The sequence below is a fragment of the Paramesorhizobium salinisoli genome (assembly GCF_003335045.1).
GTDB classification, from domain to species: domain Bacteria; phylum Pseudomonadota; class Alphaproteobacteria; order Rhizobiales; family Rhizobiaceae; genus Paramesorhizobium; species Paramesorhizobium salinisoli.
The window spans coordinates 43,516-68,868 of sequence record NZ_QOZG01000008.1 but is presented as its reverse complement, the minus strand read 5'-3'; the positions used below and the strand labels follow the sequence as shown (position 1 = coordinate 68,868).

31 protein-coding genes are annotated in these 25,353 nt (G+C 59.3%); 18 read left to right on the top strand and 13 right to left on the bottom strand.

Translation table 11 applies throughout. The annotated features are described in order from the left end of the window. Window positions 1-21: 21 nt before the first annotated feature. On the top strand, window positions 22-471 hold the full coding sequence (locus DUT91_RS27480; RefSeq protein WP_425373814.1) for a YyaL domain-containing protein: 450 nt from the start codon (window positions 22-24) through the stop codon (window positions 469-471). A 72-nt stretch (window positions 472-543) separates the two neighbouring features. Here the strand turns inward: DUT91_RS27480 and rho are convergent, their stop codons facing one another. The 3 genes from rho to hemE all read right to left on the bottom strand — a co-directional run bounded on the left by rho (window position 544) and on the right by hemE (window position 3,568). Then, window positions 544-1,809 carry a transcription termination factor Rho gene (gene rho / locus DUT91_RS18250; protein ID WP_114441939.1) on the bottom strand — a complete coding sequence of 422 codons (1,266 nt, stop codon included), beginning with the start codon at window positions 1,807-1,809 and terminating at the stop codon, window positions 544-546. Window positions 1,810-1,994: 185 nt separating this feature from the next. Continuing rightward, on the bottom strand, window positions 1,995-2,441 hold the full coding sequence (gene hemJ, locus DUT91_RS18245; protein ID WP_425373817.1) for a protoporphyrinogen oxidase HemJ: 447 nt from the start codon (window positions 2,439-2,441) through the stop codon (window positions 1,995-1,997). A gap of 95 nt (window positions 2,442-2,536) precedes the next feature. Then, a complete protein-coding gene (gene hemE / locus DUT91_RS18240) occupies window positions 2,537-3,568 on the bottom strand; it encodes a uroporphyrinogen decarboxylase (RefSeq protein WP_114441937.1) in 1,032 nt (343 codons plus the stop codon). 524 nt (window positions 3,569-4,092) lie between these two features. Between hemE and DUT91_RS18230 the strand changes: the two genes are divergently transcribed. The 5 genes from DUT91_RS18230 to dnaQ all read left to right on the top strand — a co-directional run bounded on the left by DUT91_RS18230 (window position 4,093) and on the right by dnaQ (window position 7,873). After that, window positions 4,093-4,914 (top strand): pyruvate, water dikinase regulatory protein, encoded by an 822-nt coding sequence (locus tag DUT91_RS18230; RefSeq protein WP_114441935.1) that lies wholly within the window; start codon window positions 4,093-4,095, stop codon window positions 4,912-4,914. A gap of 96 nt (window positions 4,915-5,010) precedes the next feature. Continuing rightward, on the top strand, window positions 5,011-5,610 hold the full coding sequence (locus DUT91_RS18225) for a Maf-like protein (protein ID WP_114441934.1): 600 nt from the start codon (window positions 5,011-5,013) through the stop codon (window positions 5,608-5,610). Beyond that, window positions 5,603-6,472, top strand: coding sequence for a shikimate dehydrogenase (locus tag DUT91_RS18220; RefSeq protein WP_114441933.1), 870 nt, complete (start codon window positions 5,603-5,605; stop codon window positions 6,470-6,472). The genes DUT91_RS18225 and DUT91_RS18220 overlap by 8 nt, the downstream gene beginning before the upstream one ends. Next, on the top strand, window positions 6,469-7,062 hold the full coding sequence (coaE, locus tag DUT91_RS18215) for a dephospho-CoA kinase (RefSeq protein WP_114441932.1): 594 nt from the start codon (window positions 6,469-6,471) through the stop codon (window positions 7,060-7,062). Before DUT91_RS18220 ends, coaE begins: the two co-directional genes overlap by 4 nt. Before the next feature lie 85 nt (window positions 7,063-7,147). Next, window positions 7,148-7,873 carry a DNA polymerase III subunit epsilon gene (dnaQ, locus tag DUT91_RS18210; RefSeq protein ID WP_114441931.1) on the top strand — a complete coding sequence of 242 codons (726 nt, stop codon included), beginning with the start codon at window positions 7,148-7,150 and terminating at the stop codon, window positions 7,871-7,873. A gap of 67 nt (window positions 7,874-7,940) precedes the next feature. Here dnaQ and secB read toward each other — a convergent pair whose 3' ends face one another. Together secB and DUT91_RS18200 are read right to left on the bottom strand one after the other, a co-directional pair. After that, the gene (gene secB, locus DUT91_RS18205) at window positions 7,941-8,450 is read right to left on the bottom strand and encodes a protein-export chaperone SecB (RefSeq protein WP_114441930.1); all 510 of its coding nucleotides are present in this window, start codon (window positions 8,448-8,450) and stop codon (window positions 7,941-7,943) included. A 125-nt stretch (window positions 8,451-8,575) separates the two neighbouring features. Continuing rightward, window positions 8,576-9,124: an FxsA family protein gene (locus tag DUT91_RS18200; RefSeq protein ID WP_114442092.1), complete on the bottom strand. Its 549-nt coding sequence runs from the start codon at window positions 9,122-9,124 to the stop codon at window positions 8,576-8,578. 198 nt (window positions 9,125-9,322) lie between these two features. On the opposite strand from DUT91_RS18200, the gene DUT91_RS18195 reads away from it, so the two are divergent. Genes DUT91_RS18195 through DUT91_RS18180 form a run of 4 tightly spaced genes read left to right on the top strand, consistent with a single transcriptional unit; the run spans window position 9,323 to window position 12,215 of the window. Next, window positions 9,323-10,021: a Tim44/TimA family putative adaptor protein gene (locus DUT91_RS18195; RefSeq protein ID WP_114441929.1), complete on the top strand. Its 699-nt coding sequence runs from the start codon at window positions 9,323-9,325 to the stop codon at window positions 10,019-10,021. A gap of 54 nt (window positions 10,022-10,075) precedes the next feature. Further along, window positions 10,076-11,170 (top strand): murein transglycosylase A, encoded by a 1,095-nt coding sequence (gene mltA, locus DUT91_RS18190; RefSeq protein ID WP_114441928.1) that lies wholly within the window; start codon window positions 10,076-10,078, stop codon window positions 11,168-11,170. Between the two features lie 3 nt (window positions 11,171-11,173). Continuing rightward, a complete protein-coding gene (locus tag DUT91_RS18185; RefSeq protein ID WP_114441927.1) occupies window positions 11,174-11,827 on the top strand; it encodes a Smr/MutS family protein in 654 nt (217 codons plus the stop codon). 7 nt (window positions 11,828-11,834) lie between these two features. Beyond that, window positions 11,835-12,215, top strand: a complete 381-nt coding sequence (locus DUT91_RS18180; RefSeq protein ID WP_114441926.1) for a helix-turn-helix domain-containing protein — start codon at window positions 11,835-11,837, stop codon at window positions 12,213-12,215. 99 nt (window positions 12,216-12,314) lie between these two features. On the opposite strand, the gene DUT91_RS18175 is transcribed toward DUT91_RS18180, so the two are convergent. The 4 genes from DUT91_RS18175 to hslV form a co-directional block, all read right to left on the bottom strand. Beyond that, entirely contained in the window at window positions 12,315-13,295 is a 981-nt protein-coding gene (locus DUT91_RS18175) for a DUF1402 family protein (RefSeq protein WP_114441925.1), read from the bottom strand. Between the two features lie 173 nt (window positions 13,296-13,468). Continuing rightward, on the bottom strand, window positions 13,469-14,776 hold the full coding sequence (gene hslU / locus DUT91_RS18170) for an ATP-dependent protease ATPase subunit HslU (protein WP_114441924.1): 1,308 nt from the start codon (window positions 14,774-14,776) through the stop codon (window positions 13,469-13,471). Further along, window positions 14,773-15,315 carry a GNAT family N-acetyltransferase gene (locus DUT91_RS18165; RefSeq protein ID WP_114441923.1) on the bottom strand — a complete coding sequence of 181 codons (543 nt, stop codon included), beginning with the start codon at window positions 15,313-15,315 and terminating at the stop codon, window positions 14,773-14,775. The genes hslU and DUT91_RS18165 overlap by 4 nt, the downstream gene beginning before the upstream one ends. Next, complete coding sequence (hslV, locus tag DUT91_RS18160) at window positions 15,299-15,859, bottom strand: ATP-dependent protease subunit HslV (protein ID WP_114441922.1); 561 nt, start codon at window positions 15,857-15,859, stop codon at window positions 15,299-15,301. The genes DUT91_RS18165 and hslV overlap by 17 nt, the downstream gene beginning before the upstream one ends. Window positions 15,860-16,049: 190 nt before the next feature. Here hslV and hisB point away from each other — a divergent pair, with 190 nt between their 5' ends. The 7 genes from hisB (at window position 16,050) to coaA (ending at window position 20,763) form a co-directional block, all read left to right on the top strand. Next, the gene (gene hisB, locus DUT91_RS18155; protein ID WP_114442091.1) at window positions 16,050-16,658 is read left to right on the top strand and encodes an imidazoleglycerol-phosphate dehydratase HisB; all 609 of its coding nucleotides are present in this window, start codon (window positions 16,050-16,052) and stop codon (window positions 16,656-16,658) included. Between the two features lie 66 nt (window positions 16,659-16,724). After that, entirely contained in the window at window positions 16,725-17,228 is a 504-nt protein-coding gene (locus tag DUT91_RS18150; RefSeq protein WP_114441921.1) for a DUF2628 domain-containing protein, read from the top strand. Window positions 17,229-17,232: 4 nt separating this feature from the next. Continuing rightward, the gene (gene hisH / locus DUT91_RS18145) at window positions 17,233-17,883 is read left to right on the top strand and encodes an imidazole glycerol phosphate synthase subunit HisH (RefSeq protein WP_114441920.1); all 651 of its coding nucleotides are present in this window, start codon (window positions 17,233-17,235) and stop codon (window positions 17,881-17,883) included. Further along, entirely contained in the window at window positions 17,880-18,623 is a 744-nt protein-coding gene (hisA, locus tag DUT91_RS18140) for a 1-(5-phosphoribosyl)-5-[(5-phosphoribosylamino)methylideneamino]imidazole-4-carboxamide isomerase (RefSeq protein WP_114441919.1), read from the top strand. Before hisH ends, hisA begins: the two co-directional genes overlap by 4 nt. Next, on the top strand, window positions 18,620-19,405 hold the full coding sequence (gene hisF, locus DUT91_RS18135) for an imidazole glycerol phosphate synthase subunit HisF (protein WP_114441918.1): 786 nt from the start codon (window positions 18,620-18,622) through the stop codon (window positions 19,403-19,405). Before hisA ends, hisF begins: the two co-directional genes overlap by 4 nt. Window positions 19,406-19,459: 54 nt before the next feature. Next, window positions 19,460-19,783 (top strand): phosphoribosyl-ATP diphosphatase, encoded by a 324-nt coding sequence (locus tag DUT91_RS18130; protein WP_114441917.1) that lies wholly within the window; start codon window positions 19,460-19,462, stop codon window positions 19,781-19,783. Between the two features lie 11 nt (window positions 19,784-19,794). After that, a complete protein-coding gene (coaA, locus tag DUT91_RS18125; RefSeq protein ID WP_200835014.1) occupies window positions 19,795-20,763 on the top strand; it encodes a type I pantothenate kinase in 969 nt (322 codons plus the stop codon). Between the two features lie 45 nt (window positions 20,764-20,808). Here the strand turns inward: coaA and DUT91_RS18120 are convergent, their stop codons facing one another. From DUT91_RS18120 to DUT91_RS18105, 4 genes are all read right to left on the bottom strand, one after another. Beyond that, entirely contained in the window at window positions 20,809-21,423 is a 615-nt protein-coding gene (locus tag DUT91_RS18120) for an alpha-ketoglutarate-dependent dioxygenase AlkB family protein (RefSeq protein WP_114441916.1), read from the bottom strand. A 68-nt stretch (window positions 21,424-21,491) separates the two neighbouring features. After that, window positions 21,492-21,941, bottom strand: a complete 450-nt coding sequence (gene lysM, locus DUT91_RS18115) for a peptidoglycan-binding protein LysM (protein WP_114441915.1) — start codon at window positions 21,939-21,941, stop codon at window positions 21,492-21,494. 216 nt (window positions 21,942-22,157) lie between these two features. Next, window positions 22,158-22,595: an alternative ribosome rescue aminoacyl-tRNA hydrolase ArfB gene (arfB, locus tag DUT91_RS18110; protein WP_114441914.1), complete on the bottom strand. Its 438-nt coding sequence runs from the start codon at window positions 22,593-22,595 to the stop codon at window positions 22,158-22,160. An 81-nt stretch (window positions 22,596-22,676) separates the two neighbouring features. After that, window positions 22,677-24,287 carry a phosphoenolpyruvate carboxykinase gene (locus DUT91_RS18105; protein ID WP_114441913.1) on the bottom strand — a complete coding sequence of 537 codons (1,611 nt, stop codon included), beginning with the start codon at window positions 24,285-24,287 and terminating at the stop codon, window positions 22,677-22,679. A 336-nt stretch (window positions 24,288-24,623) separates the two neighbouring features. Between DUT91_RS18105 and DUT91_RS18100 the strand changes: the two genes are divergently transcribed. Then, window positions 24,624-25,343: a response regulator transcription factor gene (locus DUT91_RS18100; RefSeq protein WP_199194729.1), complete on the top strand. Its 720-nt coding sequence runs from the start codon at window positions 24,624-24,626 to the stop codon at window positions 25,341-25,343. Window positions 25,344-25,353: the final 10 nt, after the last annotated feature.

The window sequence follows — 25,353 nt, the reverse complement described above, 5'->3', positions numbered from 1 at the left end:
AATGATGCTGATGATGTCATCTTGCGAATTCGTGGCGACCAGGACGAAGCCATTCCGAGCGCGACAAGCCAGATCATGGAGGCTTTGGCCCGGCTGGCAACCGCCACAGGTGAACCACAAATGCAGGAACGCGCGGTCGCGGTCGCAGAACATGCTCTCGGTCGCATCCGCAATCTCGCCTATGGGCAGGCTGGCATCCTCAACGCAGCAAGCGTGGTTATAGATCCCTGGAAGCTAGTTATCATTGCACCCAATGATCATCAGCTCGTTGCGGAAGCGAATCGAACTCCGGATTCCCGCCGTATCGACCTAGTTATCCCGATCGATGGCAATCCCGCCGATGCCACCATGCCGCAGGCTATCCAGATGGATATGACAAAGCCCGCGGCCTATCTCTGCCGCGGGCTCGCCTGTCTGCCACCTGTGGAAACCGCTGAGGAATTGCACGCCCTTCTGACCGAAAGGCTGTAGTCAGACGCGAGGAGTCGAAGACTTCTCGGGCTCGACTGGTCCAGGCGCGGTTCCGCCCGGATCCAATATTCGTCAGGTATTCATGGAATCGAAGAACTCGCCATTGTTCTTCGTCTGCTTGAGCTTGTCGATCAGGAACTCGATCGCATCGGTGGTTCCCATCGGTGCCAGGATACGGCGAAGCACGAAAATCTTCTGCAGGTCTTGGCGCGGGACGAGAAGATCCTCCTTGCGGGTACCGGATTTGAGGATGTCCATCGACGGAAAGATGCGCTTGTCCGCCACCTTGCGGTCCAGCACGATTTCCGAGTTGCCGGTTCCCTTGAATTCTTCGAAGATCACTTCGTCCATGCGGCTGCCGGTATCGATCAGCGCGGTCGCGATGATAGTCAGCGAGCCGCCCTCCTCGATATTGCGGGCTGCGCCGAAGAAGCGCTTCGGCCGCTGCAGCGCATTGGCATCGACACCGCCGGTCAGAACCTTGCCGGATGACGGGACCACGGTGTTATAGGCGCGACCGAGACGTGTGATGGAATCGAGCAGGATGACAACGTCACGGCCATGTTCGACCAGCCGTTTGGCCTTCTCGATGACCATTTCCGCCACGGCGACGTGGCGCGACGCGGGTTCGTCGAATGTCGAGGAAACCACTTCGCCCTTCACCGAACGCTGCATGTCCGTCACTTCTTCGGGCCGCTCGTCGATCAGAAGAACGATCAAGTAGCATTCCGGATGGTTCGCCGTGATTGAATGGGCGATGTTCTGGAGAAGAACGGTCTTACCCGTGCGCGGCGGCGCGACGATCAGGCCACGCTGTCCCTTGCCGAGCGGAGCGACGAGATCGATGACACGAGCGGAAAGATCCTTGGTCGTCGGATTTTCGAGCTCCATCTTGAACCGCTCGTCCGGGTAGAGCGGTGTCAGATTGTCGAAATGGATCTTGTGGCGGATTTTTTCCGGATCTTCGAAGTTGATGGTGTTGACCTTGAGGAGCGCGAAATAACGTTCGCCCTCCTTCGGTCCACGGATCGGGCCCTCGACTGTATCGCCGGTTTTCAGGGAAAAACGACGAATCTGCGAGGGAGAGATATAGATATCGTCGGGACCTGGCAGATAATTGGCGTTGGCGGAGCGCAGGAAGCCGAAACCGTCCTGCAGCACTTCGACCACGCCTTCGCCGATGATTTCGACTTCCTGGGCAGCCAGCTTCTTCAGGATTGCGAACATCAGCTCCTGCTTGCGCATGACACTGGCGTTCTCGACTTCCAGCGTTTCCGCCAAAGCCAGCAGATCCACGGGCGTTTTACTCTTCAATTCTTGTAGTTTCATTTCCTGCATGTGTGCGGAATCTCATTAGCTTGGGAAGGGAAAAAGGCAGTTGTTCGGAAGGATGGCCATGGAGTCCGTGGCCGGCATCGACAGTCTGCATTTCCTGAGGGAGGAGAAATTACACATAACGTCTCACAGGCCGCAGGACAAGTGCCAAACTGGGGCCGAGAGCGGAAAAATCGTGAAAGTCGACGTCAGAAAGGCTTCACGATCACCATGATGACGATAATCACCATCAAAACGGTTGGTATTTCATTGACCATGCGCCAATGTCGCGCCGATTTCACGTTTTGGTCGGCGGCAAAAAGCCGGACCGCCTTCGAGAAATAGCCGTGCACCGCCGAGAGCAGAACGACCGCCGCCAGCTTGACATGCAGCCATCCGCCGGAAAATCCGAATATCTTCCAAGCCAGCCACAGCCCCATGATCCACGTGACCGCCATGGCGGGGTTGATGATGAAACGCAAGAGCCGCTGTTCCATCACCTTGAAGGTCTCGGATTGCACCGAACCGGGCTCGGCAGCGCAATGATAGACAAAAAGCCGCGGCAGATAGAGCATCCCTGCCATCCATGAAATCACCGCGATGACGTGGATAGCCTTGATCCAGGGATAGGCCACACTCGGATTCACGTGAAACATCAGCAACAGCCCGCCAATGACCACCGCGATTGCCACGACGGCGCGCAACGCGGCTTTTCCACCTGACGCAGCGGAATTTCTGGCCGGTTGGGTGCTCATCCCTCGCCTCCCGCATCCCGAACCCGCGCAATCATGCGCTCGACATGTTCGATCGGCGCGTTGGGCGTGATGCCGTGGCCGAGATTGAAGATCAGCGGTCCGTTGCCCAACGTCTCGAGGATCGCATCGACCCCTTCATCGAGCGCTGCGCCGCCGGCAACGACACGTAGAGGATCGAGATTGCCCTGCACCGCGCCATGCTCCTGCAGCTTTGCGGCAAAAGACAGGGGTACCGACCAGTCGAGCCCGAGCACGTTGACGCCGGTTTTCTCGCGATAATGCGCATAAAGCGCGCCCGCCCCCTTGGGAAAGCCGATGATCAACGCGTTCGGGTGCACGGCACGCACTTTTTCGACGATCCGCGCCACCGGCTTCACGCAAAACCGCTCGAAGCAGATCTCATCGAGAACGCCGGACCAGGAATCGAAGATCTGCACGGCATCGGCGCCGGCATCCAATTGCTGGATCAGATAATCTGCCGAGACATCGGCAAGATCGTCGATGAGTTTCTGGAAGGCATCGGGATGGCGATAGGCGAACAATCGGGCCGGCGCCTGGTCCGGCGTGCCATGTCCGGCAATCATATAGGTCGCCACGGTCCAGGGAGCTCCACAGAAGCCAAGCAGGGTCGTTTCAGCGGGCAGGGCCGAGCGCAACAGCCGAACCGTCTCGTAGACCGGCTCCAGGCGTTTTGCGACGCCCTCCGTCTCCAGCCAGAATATCTCGTCCGCATCGATCGGTGTCATCATCGGGCCACGGCCCTCCTCGAAGCGAAGATCGCGGCCCAGCGCGTGCGGCACCACGAGAATGTCCGAGAAAAGAATCGCCGCGTCGAAGCCAAAGCGACGAATGGGCTGCAAGGTCACTTCAACGGCGAGATCTGGAGAATAACAAAGTTCGAGGAAGCTTCCCGCCTTTTGCCTGGCCTCGCGATATTCAGGCAGATACCTGCCGGCCTGCCGCATCATCCAGATGGGTGGCGGAAAGACCGTCTCGCCGCGGATTGCCATCAATACCTTGCGTTCCATTTTTCCGTCCCGTGCTGGCGCACCATTTCGAAAACCGATTCGTGTTTCCTGAAAGCGCGATACGCCGGTCCAATATTCCCTGCATCTTCGTCGGCGTCCAGGACGCCTGGCGCTGCTCTATCCCCAGCCTCTTTCAATAAAGAAATTTAGAAATTTTGGATTCTTCTGATTCTTAGAGTCTGTTTGTTCCGGGGATTAACATATGCCGGCTGTTTTCCCACAGCGAGATGCGGTTTCGCCTGCTCAGGGGATAATTCGCCGATCAAATGGGAAAAAGCAATGATAAGTCCAATCGATAAGGAAAAACAGACGCTTGAGGTATGGAAGATTTTTGCTAAGCTGTGGAGAACCGGCGAGGACATTATGGAAACAGGAAAGTCCAAGTGGTCTTCCACATGTCCTCCGGGCAATTTCGCACAGCACCGCCCATTGTGGATGACTTGCCAAGTTTGCCCATCGCTGTCATCCCTGTGCCCTGACAGATGCGACTTACGCACAGCCATCAACAGGGACGATAAAAACCTGTGACCAGAGCGCTTTCATACTTCCATCTTCATCTGATTTCGGATGCGACCGGAGAGACTCTCCTGGCCGCCGGTCGCGCAGCCGCGGCGCAATACGCCAATGCGCGGGCGATCGAGCATATTTACCCGCTGATTCGCACGGAAAAACAGTTGCGCAAGGTGCTCGACGATATCGATGCGGAACCGGGCATCGTTCTCTATACCATCGTCGATCAGAAGCTTGCGGCGATCATAGACGCATCCTGCGCCGCTATGGGCGTACCGTCCGTCTCGGTACTCGAACCGGTGCTGACAACGTTTCAATCCTATCTCGGCGCCCCGGCGCACCGCCGCGCCAGTGCGCAGCACGTGCTCAACGCCGATTATTTCCGCCGTATCGATGCGCTGAATTTCACGATGGAGCATGATGACGGGCAACTTCCGCTCGATATGAATGAAGCCGATGTGATCCTGATCGGCATATCGCGTACGTCGAAGACGCCGACGAGCATTTATCTCGCCAATCGCGGCGTGAAGACCGCCAATATCCCCATCGTACTCGGCATCCCTATTCCCGAAGCATTGTTCACGGCGACAAGGCCGCTGATCGTGGGCCTGGTCGCCACGGCGGAGCGCATCTCGCAGATCCGGCAGAACAGGATTTTGGGCAACGCGCCCGGATATGATGTCGAGCACTATACGGACCGCGCCAATATCGCGGAGGAGCTTGCCTATGCCCGCAACATATGCGCGCGCCATGGGTGGCCGATTATCGATGTCACGCGCCGCTCGATCGAAGAAACAGCCGCCGCCATTCTTGCCCTGCGCCCGCGTAGCCGGTAACCAGGAGCGTGATCCCGAAAAGTGGTCCGGTTTCGAAAAAGATGACGCATAAAAAGTAGTTTTGATCCATTTCCACCCAGGATTTGAGGATCCATCATGACGACACAGATCATTCTGGCATCGAAAAGTCCTTTTCGCGCTGCCCTGTTGAAAAACGCCGGGATACCCTTCTCGGCGGAGGCGGCGGAAATCGACGAGCGCGTGGTTGAAGCAACGTTGCACGATACCGGCTCCACGCCGGAGGAAGTCGCGCTGGTCCTGGCCGAGGCAAAGGCGCTCGATGTCGCCAGCCGCCACCCCGATGCCTTGGTCATCGGCTGTGACCAGACATTGTCGCTGGACGACGAAATATTCCACAAGCCGGCCGACATGGATGCCGCGCGCCGCCATCTCCTGAAATTGTCGGGAAAAACCCACAATCTCAACAGCGCAGTGGTTCTGGTGCGCGCCGGCGAAACAATCTGGCGGCACGTCGGGGTGGCGCAGATGACGATGCGCGCGCTCGATCCGGCCTTTATCGGCCGGCATCTCGCGAGCGTTGGAGACATCGCCCTTTCGAGCGTCGGCGCCTATCAGGTTGAAGGTGAAGGCCTGCAACTCTTCGATAAAATCGACGGCGACTATTTCACCATTGTCGGATTGCCGATGCTGCCGCTCCTCGCCGAATTGCGCAAGCTGGGAGCGATCGATGGCTGAACCCGCCAGAGCCTTCGTCACCGGCTTCCCCATCAGGCATTCGCGGTCGCCGCTCATCCACGGCTTCTGGCTGAAAGCGTATGGGCTGGAAGGCTCCTATGAAGCTATCGAGACCGCGCCCGAAGCGTTTCCGGCATTCCTCTTCTCGCTGAGGGACAAGTTCTATGCCGGCGGCAATGTCACGATTCCACACAAGGAAACGGCTTTCGCGCTTTGTGAGAGGCATGATAGCGCGGCGGAGGCCATCGGCGCGGTCAATACGCTCTGGTTCGAGCACGACCGGCTCCATGGCGGCAACACGGACGCCTATGGCTTTGCCGCCAATCTCGATGAATACGCCAAAGACTGGGACGACACTGATACGGCACTGGTGCTCGGCGCCGGCGGCGCCAGCCGCGCCATCGTCCACGCCCTGAAAAGCCGCGGCATCGGCCATATCCATATCGCCAACCGGACGCTGGCGCGTGCCCGGGATGTTGCCGATCATTTTGGCTCGGGCGTTTCGGCGCATGACTGGAGCGAAGCGCAGAATTTCGTTGCTGCATCGGGCGTCATCATCAACACGACGCCGCTTGGCATGGAAGGCCATGGCGGACGGGAACTCGCGCTCGATCTGTCGAAAGCCGATCCGGAAACGATCGTCACGGATATCGTCTACGTCCCGCTCGAAACCCCTTTTCTCCGGCTTGCCGGCGATGCCGGCCTCAAGACGGTCGACGGTCTCGGCATGCTCCTGCATCAGGCCGTGCCCGGTTTCGAACACTGGTTCGGTGTGCGGCCCAACGTGACGCAGGAATTGCGCGCCCATATCCTCGCCGACATGGCTAAGCCACACCAGAGCCAGCAAGAGACATCAAAGTGATTATCCTCGGCCTGACCGGTTCCATAGGCATGGGAAAAACGACGACCGCGCAGATGTTCGCGGATGCCGGCATTCCCGTTTATAGTGCGGACGAAGCCGTGCATCGGCTTTATTCCGGCCGTGCCGTTCCCCTGATCGAGGCCGCCTTCCCCGGTACGACGCGGGAACACGCGGTCGACAGGCAAAAGCTTTCGGCCGCTGTCCTGGGCCAGCCTGATGCAATGAAGAAGCTTGAGGCGATCGTGCATCCGCTCGTTCGCCAGGAAGAACAAGCCTTTCTTGAGAACGCTGGAAAGGCCGGGGCGGATATCGCGGTCCTAGACATTCCGCTTCTCCTGGAGACGGGCGGTGAGGAGCGTGTCGACAGGATCGTCGTCGTTTCCGCTCCGCCCGAGGTGCAGCGGCAGCGCGTCCTAGCGCGGGAAGGCATGAACTCGGCAAAGTTCGACGCCATTCTTGCCAGCCAGATGGCCGATGCCGAAAAACGCATGCGTGCGGATTTCATCGTGGATACCGGCAGCGGATTGGCCGCCGCGCGCCATCAGGTGGCTGCGATTATCCGCCAATTAAGGGAAGAGGCCGCTGGATAAGCCGACATGCCGCTTGCGCGCGGCCCCATGTCGGGTGATTCTGCGGCGATTCTGGAAGCACTGATTCTTTGGGAAAGGCCTGATCATGCGGGAGATCGTCTTCGATACGGAAACGACCGGTCTTGACCGGCTCCAGGACCGTGTCATCGAGATCGGTGGCGTCGAGCTCGTCAACCGCTTTCCAACGGGCCGGACCTTTCATATGTTCATCAATCCGCAAGGCCGCGCCGTTCATCCGGAAGCCCTCGCGATCCACGGCATCAGCAACGAACAACTGCAGGACAAGCCGACCTTCTCCGAAATCGTCAATGATTTTCTGGATTTTTTCGATGGGGCCAAGCTGATCGCCCATAACGCCACCTTCGATATGGGCTTCATCAATGCCGAACTCGACCGCATCGGCCAACCGCCCATAGCGGCAGAGCGCGTCGTGGATACGCTGGCGCTCGCCCGGCGCCGGCACCCCATGGGCCCCAATTCGCTCGACGCGCTTTGCCGGCGCTACGGCATAGACAACAGCCACCGCACGCTGCACGGCGCGCTCCTCGATTCGGAGATATTGGCGGAAGTCTATATCGAGCTGATCGGTGGAAAGCAGGCCGCACTCGGCCTGACCATCGACAGCGATTCCCGTGGCGCCAGGGGGGGCGCGGCCAGGGAAGACACCATTGTCATCATAGGGGCACGGCCAGAGCCGCTGCCTTCCCGCCTGTCACCGATGCAGCAAATGGCGCACGCCGCGCTGGTCGAGAAAATAGGCTCAAAGGCGATCTGGGCGAAATTCGCCGAAGTCACCGAACAGAGCCAATAAAAAGCCCGGCAGTGCCGGGCTTTTACAGATTGGATCAACGGAAATATTCCGCCGGGTTGACCGGCTATCAGCTCTTCACGGCCGCCTTGGCCTGTTCTTCAGCCATGCGCTGCTGGAACATCTGTGCAAAATCGATCGGATCGATCATCAGCGGCGGGAAGCCGCCATTGCGGGTCGCCTCGGCAATGATCTGACGGGCAAACGGGAAAAGCAGCCGCGGGCATTCAATGAAGAGCAGCGGCAGCATATGCTCCTGCGGCACGCCCTGAATGCGGAAGACGCCGCCATAGACGAGCTCGACATTGAACAGAACGTCCTTGCCCTCGCCCGCCTGTGCGGTGAGCGTCAGCACGACATCGAAGTCGCCTTCGGCGATCGGATTGGCGCCGACATTGACATTGATGTTGATCGAGGGAGCCTTGTCGCGCGGACGCAGCGAAAGCGGTGCGCCGGGGCTTTCAAAGGAGAGATCCTTCACATACTGCGCCAGGATGTTCAACGACGGCTCCATGCTCGCGCCATTGCCATTCTTTGCTTCGCCAGCCGTCGCTGTTGTTTCGCTTGGCGTCTTTGCCATCGTCAGGAGACCTCTCTTTAGGAATGACCGTCACGGCCTGGAAGTGGATTGGGTTGGCTAGCATGTGCTGCCCGGCGAGGCAAGAAGTCGCGGGCGTGTATTTTTAGCGCGTTACAACCTTTGGTTTATTCCTGGTTGCGGTCCCCGCGCCACGGCGAGTTGGGATCCGGCTTGCGCGAATAATCCTCCGGATCGAGGTCGATGACCCGGTCACCCTCGCGTCTACCCGCCGGGTTGCCTGAAGTCCGATCGCTCGGATTTTTCCCCGCATCATAGCCGCGCCCGTACCTGACCGGACCTCTGCCGCCCATCGTGACGATGACGCCGCTGCGCGAAAGATGGCGCCACACGAGTTCGCGGAGTGGCGGGATGAAAAGCAGAAGCCCACAGATATCGCTGAAAAAGCCGGGGATGATCAGAAGGATCGCTGCCAGCACCAGCATTGCGCCATGCACCAGTTCGCGGTCGGGAATCCGTCCCGCCGCCGCTTCCGCCCTGATCCTCTGCAGCAGGCTGAAGCCCTGGATGCGCAGAAGAGCGAACCCGAGCATGGCGCTGAGCACCACCAGAGCAAGGGTTGCAAGCACACCGATATGGCTGCCGACGATTACAAAACCCGCGATTTCCACGAACGGCATTGCCAGAAGGAGAAGCGGAGTGAGAGAAGATGGCACGCGATCCGACCTTTCGGTTGAAAAAATACAATTCTTGAAGGCTAATCCTTCTTTATCCATTAGATATGAACTGGCGATCGGCATTTGAATGATTCAACGTGCCGGACTATATGTTTTTCAAGCTTCGTTGCAATTTCGATGATGGGCCGCAAGCGCGCCGGTTCACATCCCATGATTGGCTCATGATTGGCAGACGGTATGGAATTCTTTGATTTCGGGACGATATTCTTCTTCGTGGCGGCGGTGGTCATCTTCCTCCAGCTACGCAATGTTCTTGGCCGCCGCACCGGCAGCGAGCGTCCCCCTTTCGATCCCTATGCCGCCCGCAGCAAGGACGCCCCGAAACCGGCCGCCAACGGTGACAATGTCGTCGCCCTGCCGCGCCGGCCCGACGCGGCGGAAAAGGACTTCGGCAGCATCGATGCGGTTTCGCCGGCGGGGACACCGCTCAATGAGGGCTTGCGCGCAATTCGCGCCGCCGATCCGGCTTTCGACCCGGCGGGTTTTGTCGATGGCGCCAAGATGGCCTATGAGATGATCGTCATGTCCTTTGCCGATGGTGACCGCAAAGCCTTGAAAACTCTTCTTTCCAAGGACGTCTATGACGGGTTTGTCTCGGCCATTACCGAACGCGAAGCCCGCGGCGAAAAGGTCAATTCCTCCTTCGTCGGGATAGACAAGGCCGATATCGTCGGCGCCGAAATGAAGGGCAGCGAGGCGCATGTCACGGTCCGCATCGTCAGTCAGCTGATCTCGGCCACGCTCGACAAGGACGGCAAGGTCATCGACGGTGACCCGGATACCGTGGCCGAAATCAAGGATGTCTGGACGTTCGCGCGCGACACCCGCTCCCGCGATCCCAATTGGAGGCTTGTGGCCACGGAAGCCGAGGATTGATCCTGCCAAGCGGATGAACAGACCCTGTAGAGAACTGGAGCGGGATGACCGGCGATGCTGTCCAGCCTTTTCAGGCCATTAGACTACGCGGACTGTCCCGGTTGGCATGAAGACGATCACTTGGGCGCTTTCGCTGCGTTCCGCCGTTCGGCCTTCCGCGTTCTGGAGAAGCCTTATCGCAGCGGCAGCCTTGGCATTGCGTTCGAATCACTGACGCCGATTTTCGCTGTCGCGCGTGAAAGACCAGCCGTTACTGCGCGCGATTTCTTCGAAAAGAATTTCCGTCCCTGCCTTTTGCAGGACGAAAGTGGTGAAAAAGGATTTGTAACCGGTTTTTACGAGCCAGAAATCGCCGCATCGCCTGTAAAAACCGGTCGATTTCGCGTGCCTTTTTATCGAAAACCCGACGATCTCCTTGAGATTGATGATCTAAGCCGCCCCCCTCATATCGCGCCGTCCTTCGTCTTTGCCCGTGAGAGCCAGGACGGTCTGACGGAATATCACGACCGCCGCGCCATCGAAAGCGGAGCCGTTGATGGGCGGGCCCTCGAAATAGCCTATGTCGAGGACCCGGTCGATGCCTTCTTCGCCCATGTGCAGGGCGCCGCACGGCTGAACATGCCGGATGGCACCATGAGACGCATCACCTATGCCGCCAAATCAGGCCATCCCTTTACCGGTCCGGGGCGGACATTGATTGAAGCAGGTGAATTGCGCGAGCGTGATGTGACCATGCAGTCGATACGCGCATGGTTCGCCAGGAATCCGCACCGCATCCACGAAATCCTCTGGCAAAATCGGTCTTATATCTTCTTTCGCGAAGCGCCTGTCGAGGATGCGGAACTCGGCCCGATCGCTGCCGCCAAGGTTCCGCTGACGCCGGGGCGTTCCATCGCCGTCGATCGCATTCTCCATACCTTCGGCACGCCCGTTTTTATCGATGCGCCGGATTTGCGGGCTTTCGATCCTGACAGGGCTACCGGCTTTCGCCGCCTGATGATCGCTCAGGATACCGGTTCGGCTATCACAGGCCCCGCCCGAGGGGATCTCTTCGCCGGTTCCGGCGCTGCTGCTGGCGAAATCGCCGGTGTGATCCGCAACAGGGCTGATTTCTATGTGCTGGTGCCACGCACGCTGATAGAGGGGTGAATCATGAAGCCCCCCAAACCTAAAATCCTCAAAGACAAATCACCGAAAAGCGCTTCGGACCTTCCGGGCCTCCCCGAGCGGGATCCGCTCCGGCCGGAAGACCGCATTCTCTGGGAGACCGTCGCCCGCACAGCCCGCAAGCTGAAGCCGCAGCGCAGGAAGCCGCCAAAGGAGCCGAACGATTTCCATCTCTGGCAGGCGGAAATCGGCGGGCATCAGTCGGCCCCGCCGGAGAAAGCCGAAAAAACGGCTCCGGCATCCGGTGCCGAACCGAAACAGGTCACAAAGCCTCGCGAGCCCTACCCGCTTCATCCGCTCGACAGGCCCACGCATCGAAAGATTGCCAAAGGCAGGCTGGATATCGAGGCGCGGGTCGATCTGCACGGCATGACGCAGCATGAGGCGCATAATTTTCTCTACGGTTTTCTCCTGAATGCGCGGGCGCGCGGCCTGCGCCATGTGCTGGTGATCACCGGCAAGGGATCGTCATCGCGCAGCGAGGGCATACTGCGCCAGGCGGTGCCGCACTGGTTTTCGACGCCGGCTTTTCGCATTCTGGTCAGCGCCTATGAGGATGCCGCGCGGCATCATGGGGGGCATGGCGCGCTTTACGTCCGTCTCCGGCGTACGGTGATGGGAGATTTGAAGGAGCCATGACGCTGCCATGACGCCATTTGGAAAGCGCCTGCGCGAACTGCGCGAGGAGCGCAACGTCTCGCAAAAAGACATGGCCGCGGAAATCGGCGTTTCCGCAGCCTATCTCTCTGCGCTCGAACATGGCAGGCGCGGCCAGCCAACCTGGGATCTTCTGCAGCGGATCATCACCTATTTCAACATCATATGGGATGATGCCGAGGAGTTGCAGCAACTGGCGACGATTTCCCATCCGCGCGTGGTGATCGATACCGCCGGCCTCCCGCCGGAAGCCACCGAACTCGCCAATATCATCGCTTCGGGCATCCGGATGATCGATCGCGAGACGATCCTCTCCCTGACCGAGCAGGTCAAGGCGGCCAAGAAGCGCCGGAAGACCATCCGTTCCTAGAGCAATTCCAGGAAAAGTGCGAAGCAGTTTTCCCGGGAAAAGCAGGAACTGCTTTTCCCATCGGAATTGCTCCAAACAATAGCTTAGAGTGGTTCCGCTCTAGAATAATGCCTTCAATTCATCGAGCTTGGAATTCACCAGCCAGCCGTAATAGTTTTCCTGTGGCAAAGCCGGCGCCTCGCCCGCCACCCTGCGTCGGGCATTTTCCCTAGCAAGGTCGCGGGCGCGGCTGTCAGCGCCGCCGGTGTTGTAAAGCGTGGCGGTGATGCCGGGATTGCCTGATATGTCGAAATCGGCGATCTCCCGGTAAGCATCGATTGCGTGCTTCAATGTGGCCGCGACATAGGGCAGCGTCAGGTCAGGATCCATGATCGTCTTGTAGACGATGTTCCCGCTGTCGGCATCGAGCTTCGGCAGGCCTGAAATACGGTTGACCATATCCGACATCTGCAATGCCGTCAGCGGATTGATCTGACCGAGGCCGAAGGTCTGTCCGGCATAGAAGGGTTGGAAAAAGACCGCGCTGAAGCGATTGTCGGGATAGGCATTGCCGTCGACGGTCTTGCCCCTGAACTTGGCGTTCCAGACATTTTCGCGGCAATCCCACAGCGAATAGCTATCCTTGAACTGCGCGCAGGTCGAAAATTCAGGTCTTTTCACAAAAGCGCCGATCGATTCGCCCTTGTAGTCGAAGCTCACGCCCTGGCGCACATAGGCCATCGCCTTGACGTAATAAGTCTGCAGCCTGTCATAGACATCGACATTGTAGGTGTGCTCGCCGACGATGGCCCCGACGATGTGCATCGGATCTATGCCGTAGGCGGCGGCGGTGCTTTTGATCTTGCCGCGGAGAGCTCCGTCATTTTTCAGGAGATTGTAGATCTTGCGGTATTTGGCTTCATAGGTGGTTTTCAGCTCGCGGGTACGCTTGGCGGAGGCGCCGGGAATGTTCGGCTGTTCGGCATGCCTGTTGCCTGGAGGCACTAGGGTGGCCGCGCCCGCTGCCTCGCAAAGGGCGATCGGAATGATAGCCGCGGCAAGAAAGCCTATGCCGGCGACGAGGTTCAGTCGGCTTTTCATGCTGTGCTGTCTGCCCCAAGGTAGGCCGGTTGCGGCCTGAAATTCGAAAGAAGGAAGTCGCCGGAAAATAGAAAACCCCCTGGCGCGAGTCGAGGGGGTTTTACAATTAGTTGCCTGCGATGCAGGAAAGACACAAAGGGCGATAATGTCTGCTTCGCCCTGTGCCGATCGTTCTACAGGATGAAGCGCGACAGATCAGAATTCTTGGCAAGATCGCCTATCCGCTCGCGCACATATTCCGCATCGACGGAAAAGGACGAGCCCCCCTTGTCAGGAGCCGAGAACGAGATCTCGTCGAGCACGCGTTCCATCACCGTCTGCAATCGCCGAGCGCCGATATTCTCGATGCTGGAATTGAGATCGACGGCGATGTCGGCCAGGGCATCGATGGCATCGTCGGTAATTTCGAGCGTCACGTCTTCCGTCGCCAGCAGCGCGATATATTGCTTGATCAGGCTCGCCTCGGTTTCGGTCAGGATGCGGCGGAGATCCTCGCGCGTCAGCGCGTTGAGCTCAACGCGGATCGGCAAGCGACCCTGGAGCTCGGGAAGCAGGTCCGAGGGTTTGGAGACGTGGAACGCGCCAGAGGCGATGAACAGGATGTGATCCGTCTTGACCGGCCCATATTTCGTTGCGACCGTGGTGCCCTCGACCAGCGGAAGCAGATCGCGTTGAACCCCTTCGCGCGAAACGCCGGCTCCGCCGCCGCCATCCCGCGCCGCGATTTTGTCGATCTCGTCGAGAAAGACGATGCCGTCATCCTCGGTGGAACGCAACGCTTCCTGCACGACCTGTTCCTGATCGAGCAACTTGTCAGACTCGTCATTGATGAGCAGCGCGTAGGACTCTTTCACCGACGTCTTGCGCAGCTTGGTGCGTCCACCCATCGCCTTGCCCAGCATATCGCTCAAATTGAGCACGCCGATATTGGCGCCGGGCATTCCCGGTATCTCGAAATTGGGCATGCCGGAACCGGTGTCGGCAACCTCGACCTCGATCTCCTTGTCGTCAAGCAGCCCGTCGCGCAGCTTTTTGCGGAAGGAATCGCGGGTCGCCGGGCTCGCTGTCTTGCCGACGAGGGCATCGAGCACGCGTTCCTCCGCGTTGAGATGCGCCTTGGCCTTGACCTCGTCGCGCTTCTTCTCGCGCACCAGGCCGATGGCGACCTCGACCAGATCGCGGATGATCTGTTCGACATCGCGGCCGACATAGCCCACCTCGGTGAATTTCGTCGCCTCTACCTTGATGAACGGCGCGCCCGCGAGCTTGGCAAGCCGACGCGAGATTTCCGTCTTGCCGACGCCAGTGGGGCCGATCATCAGGATGTTCTTCGGCATGACCTCTTCGCGCATCTGCCCTTCGAGCTGCTGCCGGCGCCAGCGGTTGCGCAGCGCGATGGCCACGGCGCGCTTGGCGTCCTTCTGGCCGATGATGAAGCGGTCGAGTTCGGAAACGATCTCGCGGGGGGAAAAATTGGTCATATCGGATTCTCGTTTGGGTGATGGGAGTATTGCATGATCAGGGTGTCGCCCGTACGGCCCTGCAGATGGGGAACGGGCTTGAAGCCGGCCTTCGCGTAAGCACGCACGGCGCGCATGTTCTCACAATCCGGGTCTATGATGATGGTTTCATGACCTTCATCGCGGAGCTTGCGGACGAATGCCCCGAGAGCCCGCGAGCCGATGCCCATGGACAGCTTCGCCGGATCGCCTATGGAAAGGTCCACGCCAACCGTTTCCGGCGGCAGTTCCTTGAGCCAGGGATGCTCCTTCGTCCACTGGTCGTTCTGGTGGTGCCCCAGGAACCAATACTGGATATAGCCGAGCGGCGCGCCATTCAGCGTCATGATGAACGGCCGGGTCGTATCGCGCCCTTCCACCATGTCGCGGATGAAGCCCATCTCTTCCTCGGGATCGCCCCACCATTCCCTGACATGCGGTTCGGTGAGCCACTTCCGCAGCATCGGATAATGGCCAGGCTCCACGGGCACGAAGCCGATCTCTTCAGGCTTGTTCGGCATCGAGGGTTTCGATGATGATGTTGCCGTTGGTGTAGACACAGATATCGGCCGCGATCTGCATCGCCTTGCGGGCGATTTCCTCCGCATCGATATCTGTATCGATGAGCGCGCGCGCCGCGGCGAGCGCATAATTGCCGCCGGAGCCGATCGCCATCACCCCATGTTCCGGCTCCAGCACATCGCCCGTACCGGTCAGCGCCAGCGTCACCTGCTTGTCGGCGACGAGCATCATCGCCTCGAGACGGCGCAGATAGCGGTCGGTGCGCCAGTCCTTGGCAAGCTCGACCGACGCGCGCATCAACTGGTCAGGATATTGTTCGAGCTTGGCTTCGAGCCTTTCGAGAAGCGTGAAGGCATCGGCGGTCGCGCCCGCGAAACCGGCGATCACATTGCCCTTGCCGATGCGGCGCACCTTGCGGGCATTGCCCTTCATGATCGTCTGACCGAGCGAAACCTGTCCGTCGCCCGCGATCACCACCTTTCCGCCCTTGCGGATGGTGACGATAGTGGTGCCGTAAATGGTGGTGGGATTGTGTTCGATCATGTGAAGCTCCTAATTGCAGGCCCTCACGCCCCTTCAGCGGCGGCAATGTGGGCCCCATATTCACAATCTATGTATGATCGGATGAACGAAATGCAAACTTGTGTCGTTCATCCTGCCTGATCAAAGCGTTTGGCAAAATCCTGGACCTGTTCTAGAACCCGGACCAGATAAACAGGCAGCGAGAATGATCATGGCCTCGAGCAGCAGCCGCGTTGCGTCGGTCGAACGCACGACGAAGGAAACCAGCATCGCCGTTTCGGTCGATCTGGACGGCACCGGTATATTCGACATCGTCACCGGGGTCGGCTTCTTCGACCATATGCTGGAGCAGCTTTCGCGCCATTCGTTGATCGACATGAAGATTGCCGCCAAAGGCGATCTGCATATCGACGATCACCATACCGTCGAGGATACCGGTATCGCCATCGGCCAGGCTATCGCCAAGGCGCTGGGTGAGCGGCGCGGCATCATGCGCTATGCCTCGATCGACCTTGCCATGGACGAGACGCTGACGCGCGCCGCCCTTGATGTGTCTGGCCGACCGTTCCTCGTCTGGCAGGTGGAATTCTCGGCTCCGAAGATCGGTACTTTTGATACCGAGCTGGTGCGCGAGTTCTTCCATGCGCTGGCGCAGAATGCAGGGATCACGCTGCATGTCGCCAACCATTATGGCGCCAACAATCACCATATCGCCGAGACCTGCTTCAAGGCAGTCGCGCGCGCGCTCAGGATGGCGATCGAGACGGACCCGCGCCAGAAGGACGCGATCCCCTCGACCAAGGGAACGCTGAAGGGCTAAGCAGGATTTCCGAAAAGCCGACATCGGTTTTCGGAGCAGGTCCTGCTGAATCGAAGGAATTGAGTCATGGCAAGCTTCGTCATCATGGAGCCTCCGGAAGCACGAAAGGCAAAAGCCGGCGCGAATGCGGCGGAACGAACCCTTTTCGTCCGAGACGGCTTCTCGGTCATGGCGCTTATCCTGCCTTTCCCATGGCTCCTGATCTACAGGCTTTGGTTCGAGGCGGCGCTCGTTCTTGCTGCAGCCGTTGCATTGGGATTGGCCGGCGAACACTGGAATATCGGAGCCCCCGCCGCTGTCCTGTCTTTTCTGGTATCGATACTGGTCGCGTTGGAAGGCAGCAACTGGCGCCTCGCTGCGCTCCGACGCCGTGGCTATACCGAAAAGGGCGTGATCGAGGCATCTGATCGGGCCGAGGCTGAAATCCGCTATTTCGCGGAAGATGTTTCTGGCAATGAGACATCGACCGCGACCCCTGTTCCCGCCGCGCGGGCCGAAAGGCCGGCTCTTCCCGTCTTCTCCCCGCCGGGCGGAACGGTCGGCCTCGTCGGCTACCCCAGAGGAAACTGAGCCCATGCGTGTCGCCATCATCGATTACGGCTCCGGCAACCTTCGCTCCGCAAGCAAGGCCTTTGAGCGCGCCGCTCGCGAAAGCGGCGTCGATGCTGAGATCGAACTCACCGCCGACGCCGAGCGGGTGCGGACGGCAGATCGCATCGTCCTGCCGGGCGTCGGCGCCTATGCGGATTGCCGTCGCGGGCTCGACGCCGTGCAAGGTATGGCTGAGGCCGTGCGGGAAGTGGCGATCGAAAAAGCCCGCCCCTTCCTCGGTATCTGCGTCGGAATGCAACTGATGTCGTCACGCGGACTGGAAAAGACGATCACGGAAGGCTTTGGCTGGATCAAGGGCGACGTGCGCGAGATGACGCCGTCGGACCCAGCCCTGAAGATACCGCAGATCGGCTGGAACACGATTCACGTGAAACATTCCCATCCGCTGTTCGAGGGGATCAGGACCGGTCCGGACGGGCTGCACGCCTATTTCGTCCATTCCTATATGCTCGATGCCGAAAATCCCGGTGACATCCTGGCGACCACGGATTATGGCGGCCCGATCACCGCCGCCGTCGCGCATGGCAATCTGGCGGGCACGCAGTTCCACCCCGAAAAGAGCCAGGCGCTCGGCCTGGCCCTCATCGCCAATTTCCTGAAGTGGAAGCCATGATCCTCTTTCCCGCCATTGATTTGAAAGACGGCCAGTGCGTGCGCCTGAAGCTTGGCGACATGGAACAGGCGACTGTCTACAATTCCGACCCCGCCGCGCAGGCAAAAACCTTCGAGGAGCAGGGTTTCGAATGGCTGCATGTGGTCGATCTGAACGGCGCATTCGCTGGCACGAGCGTTAATGGCGCGGCGGTCGAGGCGATCCTCAAGGCGACGAAGAACCCTGTACAGCTCGGCGGCGGCATCCGCACGCTTGCGCATATCGAAAGCTGGCTGTCGAAGGGGCTGGCGCGCGTCATCCTTGGCACCGTCGCTGTGCGCGATCCGGCACTGGTCATCGAAGCCTGCAAAAAGTTTCCCGGCAAGATCGCCGTCGGGATCGACGCCAAGGGCGGCAAGGTCGCCGTCGAGGGCTGGGCCGAAGCCTCCGAGCTCGGCGTCATCGAGCTTGCCCGAAAATTCGAAGGCGCAGGCGTCGCGGCGATCATCTACACCGATATCGACCGGGACGGCGTCCTGGCCGGGATCAACTGGGAATCCACCTTGTCACTGGCCGATGCGGTCTCCATCCCCGTCATAGCCTCCGGTGGCCTAGCCTCGATCGAGGATATCCGACGCATGACAAAGCCATTTGCTACCAAGCTCGAAGGCGCCATTAGTGGCCGCGCGCTTTATGACGGGCGCATCGATCCGGCAGAAGCACTGGCAATGTTGCGCCAGGCAAAGGAGCGTGCGGCATGACCCTTAAAGCTCGCGTTATCCCCTGTCTCGACGTCAAGGACGGCCGTGTCGTCAAGGGCGTCAATTTTGTCGATCTGATCGATGCGGGCGATCCGGTCGAGGCGGCGAAGGCCTATGATGCCGCCGGCGCGGACGAGCTCTGCTTTCTCGACATCACCGCTTCCTCCGAAAATCGCGAGACGATCTTCGATGTGGTGGCGCGCACGGCGGAGCAATGTTTCATGCCGCTGACCGTCGGTGGCGGAGTGCGGGCCGTTTCCGATATTCGCAAGCTCCTGCTGGCCGGCGCCGACAAGGTGTCGATCAATACCGCAGCGGTGAAAAATCCGGATTTCGTCGCCGAGGCCGCCGACAAGTTCGGCAACCAGTGCATCGTGGTGGCGATCGACGCCAAGAAGGTTTCCGCGCCCGGCGAGGCGGACCGCTGGGAGATATTCACCCATGGCGGGCGCCAGGCGACAGGCATCGATGCCATCGAATTCGCTCAAAGGGTCGTTGATCTCGGCGCGGGAGAACTCCTGCTGACCTCGATGGACCGCGACGGCACCAAGGCTGGTTACGATATCGCGCTGACGCGGGCCGTTGCCGATGCCGTCCGTGCGCCGGTCATCGCTTCGGGCGGCGTCGGCGATCTCGATCATCTGGTATCGGGCGTTCGCGATGGCCACGCGACGGCGGTTCTCGCCGCATCGATTTTTCACTTCGGCACCTATACGATCGGTGAGGCTAAGCGCTATATGGCGGAAGCTGGAATTCCCATGCGGCTCGATCCCACCGCATGATCCCAGATGATCGAATGCCTTATCCGAGCGCGTCCAATCCGGGCGGGAGGACAGATGACTGATTTCACCCTTGGGGATTTGGAGCGCATCGTAGCGGAACGCGCCAGCGCCACGGACGGTTCGTCCTATACGGCAAGCCTCATTGCCAAGGGCACGGCCAAGGCCGCCCAGAAGCTGGGCGAGGAAGCTGTTGAAACGGTGATCGCTGCCGTATCCGGGGACAAGGACGGCGTCGTCGCCGAAAGCGCCGACCTCCTCTACCATCTCCTGGTCGTCTGGAAGATTTCCGGCGTCGAGCTTTCAACTGTTCTGGCTGAACTGGAACGGCGCACCACGCAATCCGGCCTTGAGGAAAAGGCCGGACGCAAGACCTCCTGAGTCGCGCTCTCATGTGGGAATCCATGGATCAGCTCAGCCCCAGCAAATATTCGCCCTATCGCCTGTTTTCAGCGGATGAATGGGCGGAGTTTCGTGCCGATACGCCGCTGACATTGACCTATGACGAGGTCAAGCGGCTGCGCTCGCTGGGCGACCCGATCGACCTCGACGAGGTGCGACGCATCTATCTCTCGCTGTCGCGGCTTCTCTCGGCCCATGTCGAGGCTAGCCAGCTTCTGTTCCGCCAGCGCCAGCAATTCCTCAACATGGACGATGCGGTGAAGACGCCGTTCATCATTGGTATCGCCGGTTCGGTCGCGGTCGGAAAATCAACGACCGCACGCGTTCTGAAAGAGCTTCTCGCCCGCTGGCCCTCCAGCCCCAAGGTCGATCTGGTGACGACCGACGGCTTTCTCTATCCCAATGCCGTCCTGCGCGCCGAAAACTTGATGGAGCGCAAGGGGTTTCCAGACAGCTACGATGTCGGTGCTGTCCTGCGTTTTCTCTCCTCGATCAAGGCGGGGATGAGCAATGTCCGCGCTCCCGTCTATTCGCACCTGACCTATGATGTGGTCCCCGGCGAACATGTCACCATCGATCGCCCCGATATCCTGATTTTCGAAGGCATCAACGTGCTGCAGGTCCGCGATTTGCCCGAGGACGGCAAGATGGTGCCTTTCGTCTCCGACTTCTTCGATTTCTCCATCTATATCGATGCGGAAACCGCGCAGATCCGCAAATGGTATGCCGACCGCTTCATGCGGCTGCGAGAGACCGCCTTCCGCGACCCGCAGTCCTTCTTCCACCGCTACTCCCAGCTTTCCGAGGAGGCCGCGCTCTCCATGGCCGACGGGCTGTGGAACAATATCAATCTGAAGAATCTGAAAGAGAATATCCTGCCCACCCGCCCGCGCGCCGACCTGATCCTGCGCAAGGGCAACAACCATCTGGTCGAGGAAGTGGCGCTGAGGAAGATTTAAATCTGCCCGCGTTAGCGGTTCTGTTTCGACGCGTCGTTTCCCGTCTCAAGCCTTTGTCACCCGGCGCAGGGTCAGGTTGATCCGTCCGCCATTCTTCAGCAATGTCGAGGTGGAGGGATAGATGCGGTCTACGCCATGAAAGGCGAGCCGCGCCTCGCCACCGAGCACGACCACATCGCCGCTTTTCAGCCGGAAGGATTGTGTCGGATCGCCCCGCTTCGTGCCGCCCACGCGGAAAAGGCAGCTATCGCCCAGCGAGACGGAAACCACAGGCGCCTTGAATTCGCTTTCGTCGCTGTCCTGGTGCAGGCCCATCTTGGCTGAAGCCGAATAGAAATTGATCAGGCAGGCTTCGGGTGGATCGGGATAGTCGGAAACGTCGCGCCATAGCGCCAGCAGCATTTCAGGAATAGCCGGCCATGGGCGTCCCGTTGCCGGATGCATTGCCTGATAGCGATAGCCGCGTTCCTTGTCCGTAACCCAGCCCAGAGGACCGCAATTGGTCATCAGCACGCTCATCTCCTTCCCGGTCTTAGGCATGGTCGGGATGAAGAGCGGGGCTTCCGTGACGATGTTTCTGATCGCTTCGACCAGCGTTTGCTGCCCCGTGCGATCGAAGTAGTCCGGAAGATAGCGCAGACCGGTTGGCAGATCCGTCATGATGCGTAAACTCGAATGCAAGCGTTGCAGGCGCGAATTGATGCCAATCCGCGCCTTGCCTGCCGAAATCAGCCCAGCGGCGGAATGCGCAGCACCTGGCCCGGATAAATCTTGTCCGGACTGCTGAGCATCGGCTTGTTGGCTTCGAAAATCAGATTGTTCTTCGCGCCATTGCCCTTGCCATACTGGGCTTCTGCTATCTTCCAGAGATTGTCGCCCTTCTTGACCGTATAGAAGACCGGTTCCTGGGCGGGAGCGGCGCTGCCCACCTTCAGGCCCGACGCATCGACTTTGGAAACTCCGAGCGTGTTCCCGACCGCGACAACAGCCTTTTCGAATGTCGACTGGTCGCTTACGCTGCCTTGCAGGACAGCCTTGTCGCCATTGACGGCCACCTGCACGCCGCTCGTTCCGAGATTGTGCGAATCGAGTCCGTTCTTCAAATCGTCGGCCGTCGGGGCACCGTCACCCATGCCCAGCTTGGCTCCAACTGATTTGACAAAATCGAATATGCTCATTCTTCCAGTCTCCTTGGTCGTTTCAAATCATCCCGCAATGATTTTGCACTTAAATGCCAAAATGAAAAGCAGTTGGTCGAGCAAGTTCAGGAAAACTGCATTGCAGTTTCCGGAAAAGCGAGAGGTTTTCCAAGAAAAGCATGAGGTTTCCCGTCGGGGCTTGCGCAAGGCAAGGATTAAATTATGTCCCCCGTTCAAATCAGAACAGCAACTGCTCTAATCGCCGGTGACCCGCCCGCGCATTTTCTTAACGTCGGAACGGCCGGACTTCGCCTTGAGACGCCGTTCGACAGCACCTTTCGTCGGTCTTGTCTTCTTGCGTGGCGGCGGCGGTGGTTCGGCAGCTTTGGCGACCAGCGCGACAAGACGCTCGCGGGCATCGGAGCGGTTGCGTTCCTGTGTGCGGTAGCGGTTGGCCTCGATGAGAATATCACCGTCCTTGGTGGCGCGTTGTCCGGCAAGCTTGACGAGCCGCTGGAACACCTCGTCCGGCAAGCCGGCCTGCGCCGCCCGGAAGCGCAGTTGGACGGCGGTCGAGACTTTGTTGACGTTCTGTCCGCCCGGCCCGGCCGCTCGAATGAACGTTTCCTCGAGGTCGTCCTCGTGGATTGAGATGCGTCCATTGATGCGGATCAGGTGCCGACTTTGTTCCATGGAGGCATATATAGCAAATCTGGCTTCACGGAACAGAAGAACCCGGCGGTTTCCCGCCGGGCTCTCCCCTGATTCCTGAAATTATTCAGCTGCGAGCGCAAACCCGGGAGCCGCGCCCCTCACCTCGCCATCGACATGGTTTTCGAACTTGCCGAAATTGGCAACGAACATTTCAACGAGCTTCGCCGCCTGCGCATCATAGGCCGCTTTGTCGGCCCAGGTGGAGCGCGGATCGAGAATGGCCGTGTCAATGCCGGGGACTGCAACCGGCACCGCGAAGCCGAAATTCGCATCGATGCGGAATTCGGCGTTCTTCAAGGATCCGTCGAGGGCTGCGGTCAGAAGCGCCCGGGTCGCCTTGATCGGCATGCGGCTGCCCACGCCGTAGGCTCCCCCTGTCCAGCCGGTGTTGACCAGCCAACAATCCACCCCGTGTTCGGCGATGAGCCGGCGCAGCAGATTGCCGTATTCGGAGGGATGGCGCGGCATGAACGGCGCGCCGAAGCAGGTCGAAAATGTCGCTTCCGGCTCGGTGACGCCCTTTTCCGTTCCGGCCACCTTCGCGGTGTAGCCGGACAGGAAATGGTACATCGCCTGCGCCGGCGTCAGCCGGGCGATCGGCGGCAGCACGCCGAAGGCATCCGCTGTCAGCATGATGATGTTCCTGGGCTGGCCCGCCTTCCCTGTGGCGCTTGCATTGGGAATGAAATCCAGCGGATAGGCGCAGCGCGTATTTTCGGTCAGCGACCCGTCGTTGAAATCCGGCACGCGGTCGCGGTCGAGCACCACGTTTTCGAGGACCGTGCCGAACCGCCGCGTGGTGGCGAAGATTTCCGGCTCGGCCTCTGCGGAAAGCCGGATCGTCTTGGCATAGCAGCCGCCCTCGAAATTGAATACGCCTTCCGCTCCCCAGCCATGTTCGTCATCGCCGATCAGCGTGCGCTTCGGATCGGCTGAGAGCGTTGTCTTGCCGGTGCCGGACAGGCCGAAGAAAATCGCCGAATCACCGTCCGAATCCTGGTTGGCGGAGCAATGCATCGGCATGACGCCCTTGGGCGGCAGGATGTAGTTGAGCGCGGTGAAGACGGATTTCTTCATTTCGCCCGCGTAGGATGTTCCGCCGATCAGCACGATCATGCGGGTGAGATCGACCGCGATGATCGTTTCGCTGCGGCAGCCATGGCGCTTGGGATCGGCGCGGAAGGATGGCAGGTCGATGATGGTCATCTCGGGCACGAAGGAAAGAAGTTCGCTCGCACCAGGGCGGATCAGCAGATTGCGGATGAACAGCGAATGCCAGGCATATTCGGTGATGACGCGAGTGCGCAGGCTGTACTGGACATCGGCCCCGCCGATCAGATCCTGCACGAAAAGTTCCTTGCCCCCAGCATGCGCGATGAAATCGGCGTGGAGCGTATCGAAGGCTTCGCGGCTCATCGCCTTGTTGTTGTCCCACCAGACCTGATTGTCGGTATCGACATCGCGAACGATGAACTTGTCTTGTGCCGAGCGGCCAGTGTGCTGCCCGGTTCTGGCGACCAGAGCGCCATGGGCGGTGAGTTCCGCCTCGCCCCGGCGAATCGCTTCCTCGTAAAGCTGTGCTGGCCCGAGATTGTAAAAGACTGCGGAGATATCCTTCAGTCCTGAACTGATGATGGAAGCGGCCGCATTGCGGATGCCGGTCTCTTTCATTGTGTCTCCGCCATTCTTTCGAAAAAATTTAAGGAAGGCTGTCCTTGAGCAATTTCAACTGTCCAAATTGACTGGCCTGGAATTTTGACAACAGAAAAATCGAATGATTTCAAATAAATAATCGATTTAAAAATTCTCAAAAAAAATTAAATCGTTTAAAAATTCCAATAGCGGGAAGGTCGACTCTATTAACAACCTTTACGAGTATTATGTCGGAACATTTGTTTTCATGGCAGAAAAAGTGCTATGCCACATTTTGTACCTAATTTGTCCTGCACAAGCGCGTCGATCGAATTCGCATTGCCGACTGGTTTGACGTTTAAGGAGAGGCGCCGCATGAGGGAGATACCAGCAATGCAGACGATTGCGCTCGTTGATGACGACCGCAACATTCTGACCTCGGTTTCCATCGCGCTCGAATCGGAAGGCTATCGTGTCGAGACCTACACCGATGGCGCCTCTGCGCTCGACGGCCTGACGGCGCGTCCGCCCAATCTGGCGATTTTCGATATCAAGATGCCACGTATGGACGGAATGGAGCTTCTGCGTCGCCTGCGACAGAAATCCGACCTGCCCGTCATCTTCCTCACCTCCAAGGACGACGAGATCGACGAGCTTTTCGGGCTGAAGATGGGCGCCGACGATTTCATCACCAAGCCGTTCTCGCAGCGCCTCCTTGTCGAGCGCGTCAAGGCGGTCCTGCGCCGCGTCGCGGCGCGCGACGGCACGGTGAAGCCGGTTGGCCAGCAGGCGAAATCGCTGGAGCGTGGCCAGTTGGTCATGGACCAGGAACGCCACACCTGCACCTGGAAGGGTGAGCCGGTGACGCTGACGGTCACCGAATTCCTCATCCTGCATTCCCTGGCGCAACGTCCCGGCGTCGTGAAAAGCCGTGACGCGCTGATGGATGCGGCCTATGATGAGCAGGTGTATGTTGACGATCGAACAATCGATAGCCATATCAAGCGCCTGCGCAAGAAGTTCAAGGCGGTTGACGACAGCTTCGAGATGATCGAAACGCTCTATGGGGTTGGATACCGCTTTCGCGAGGCCTGATCGCCTTGCC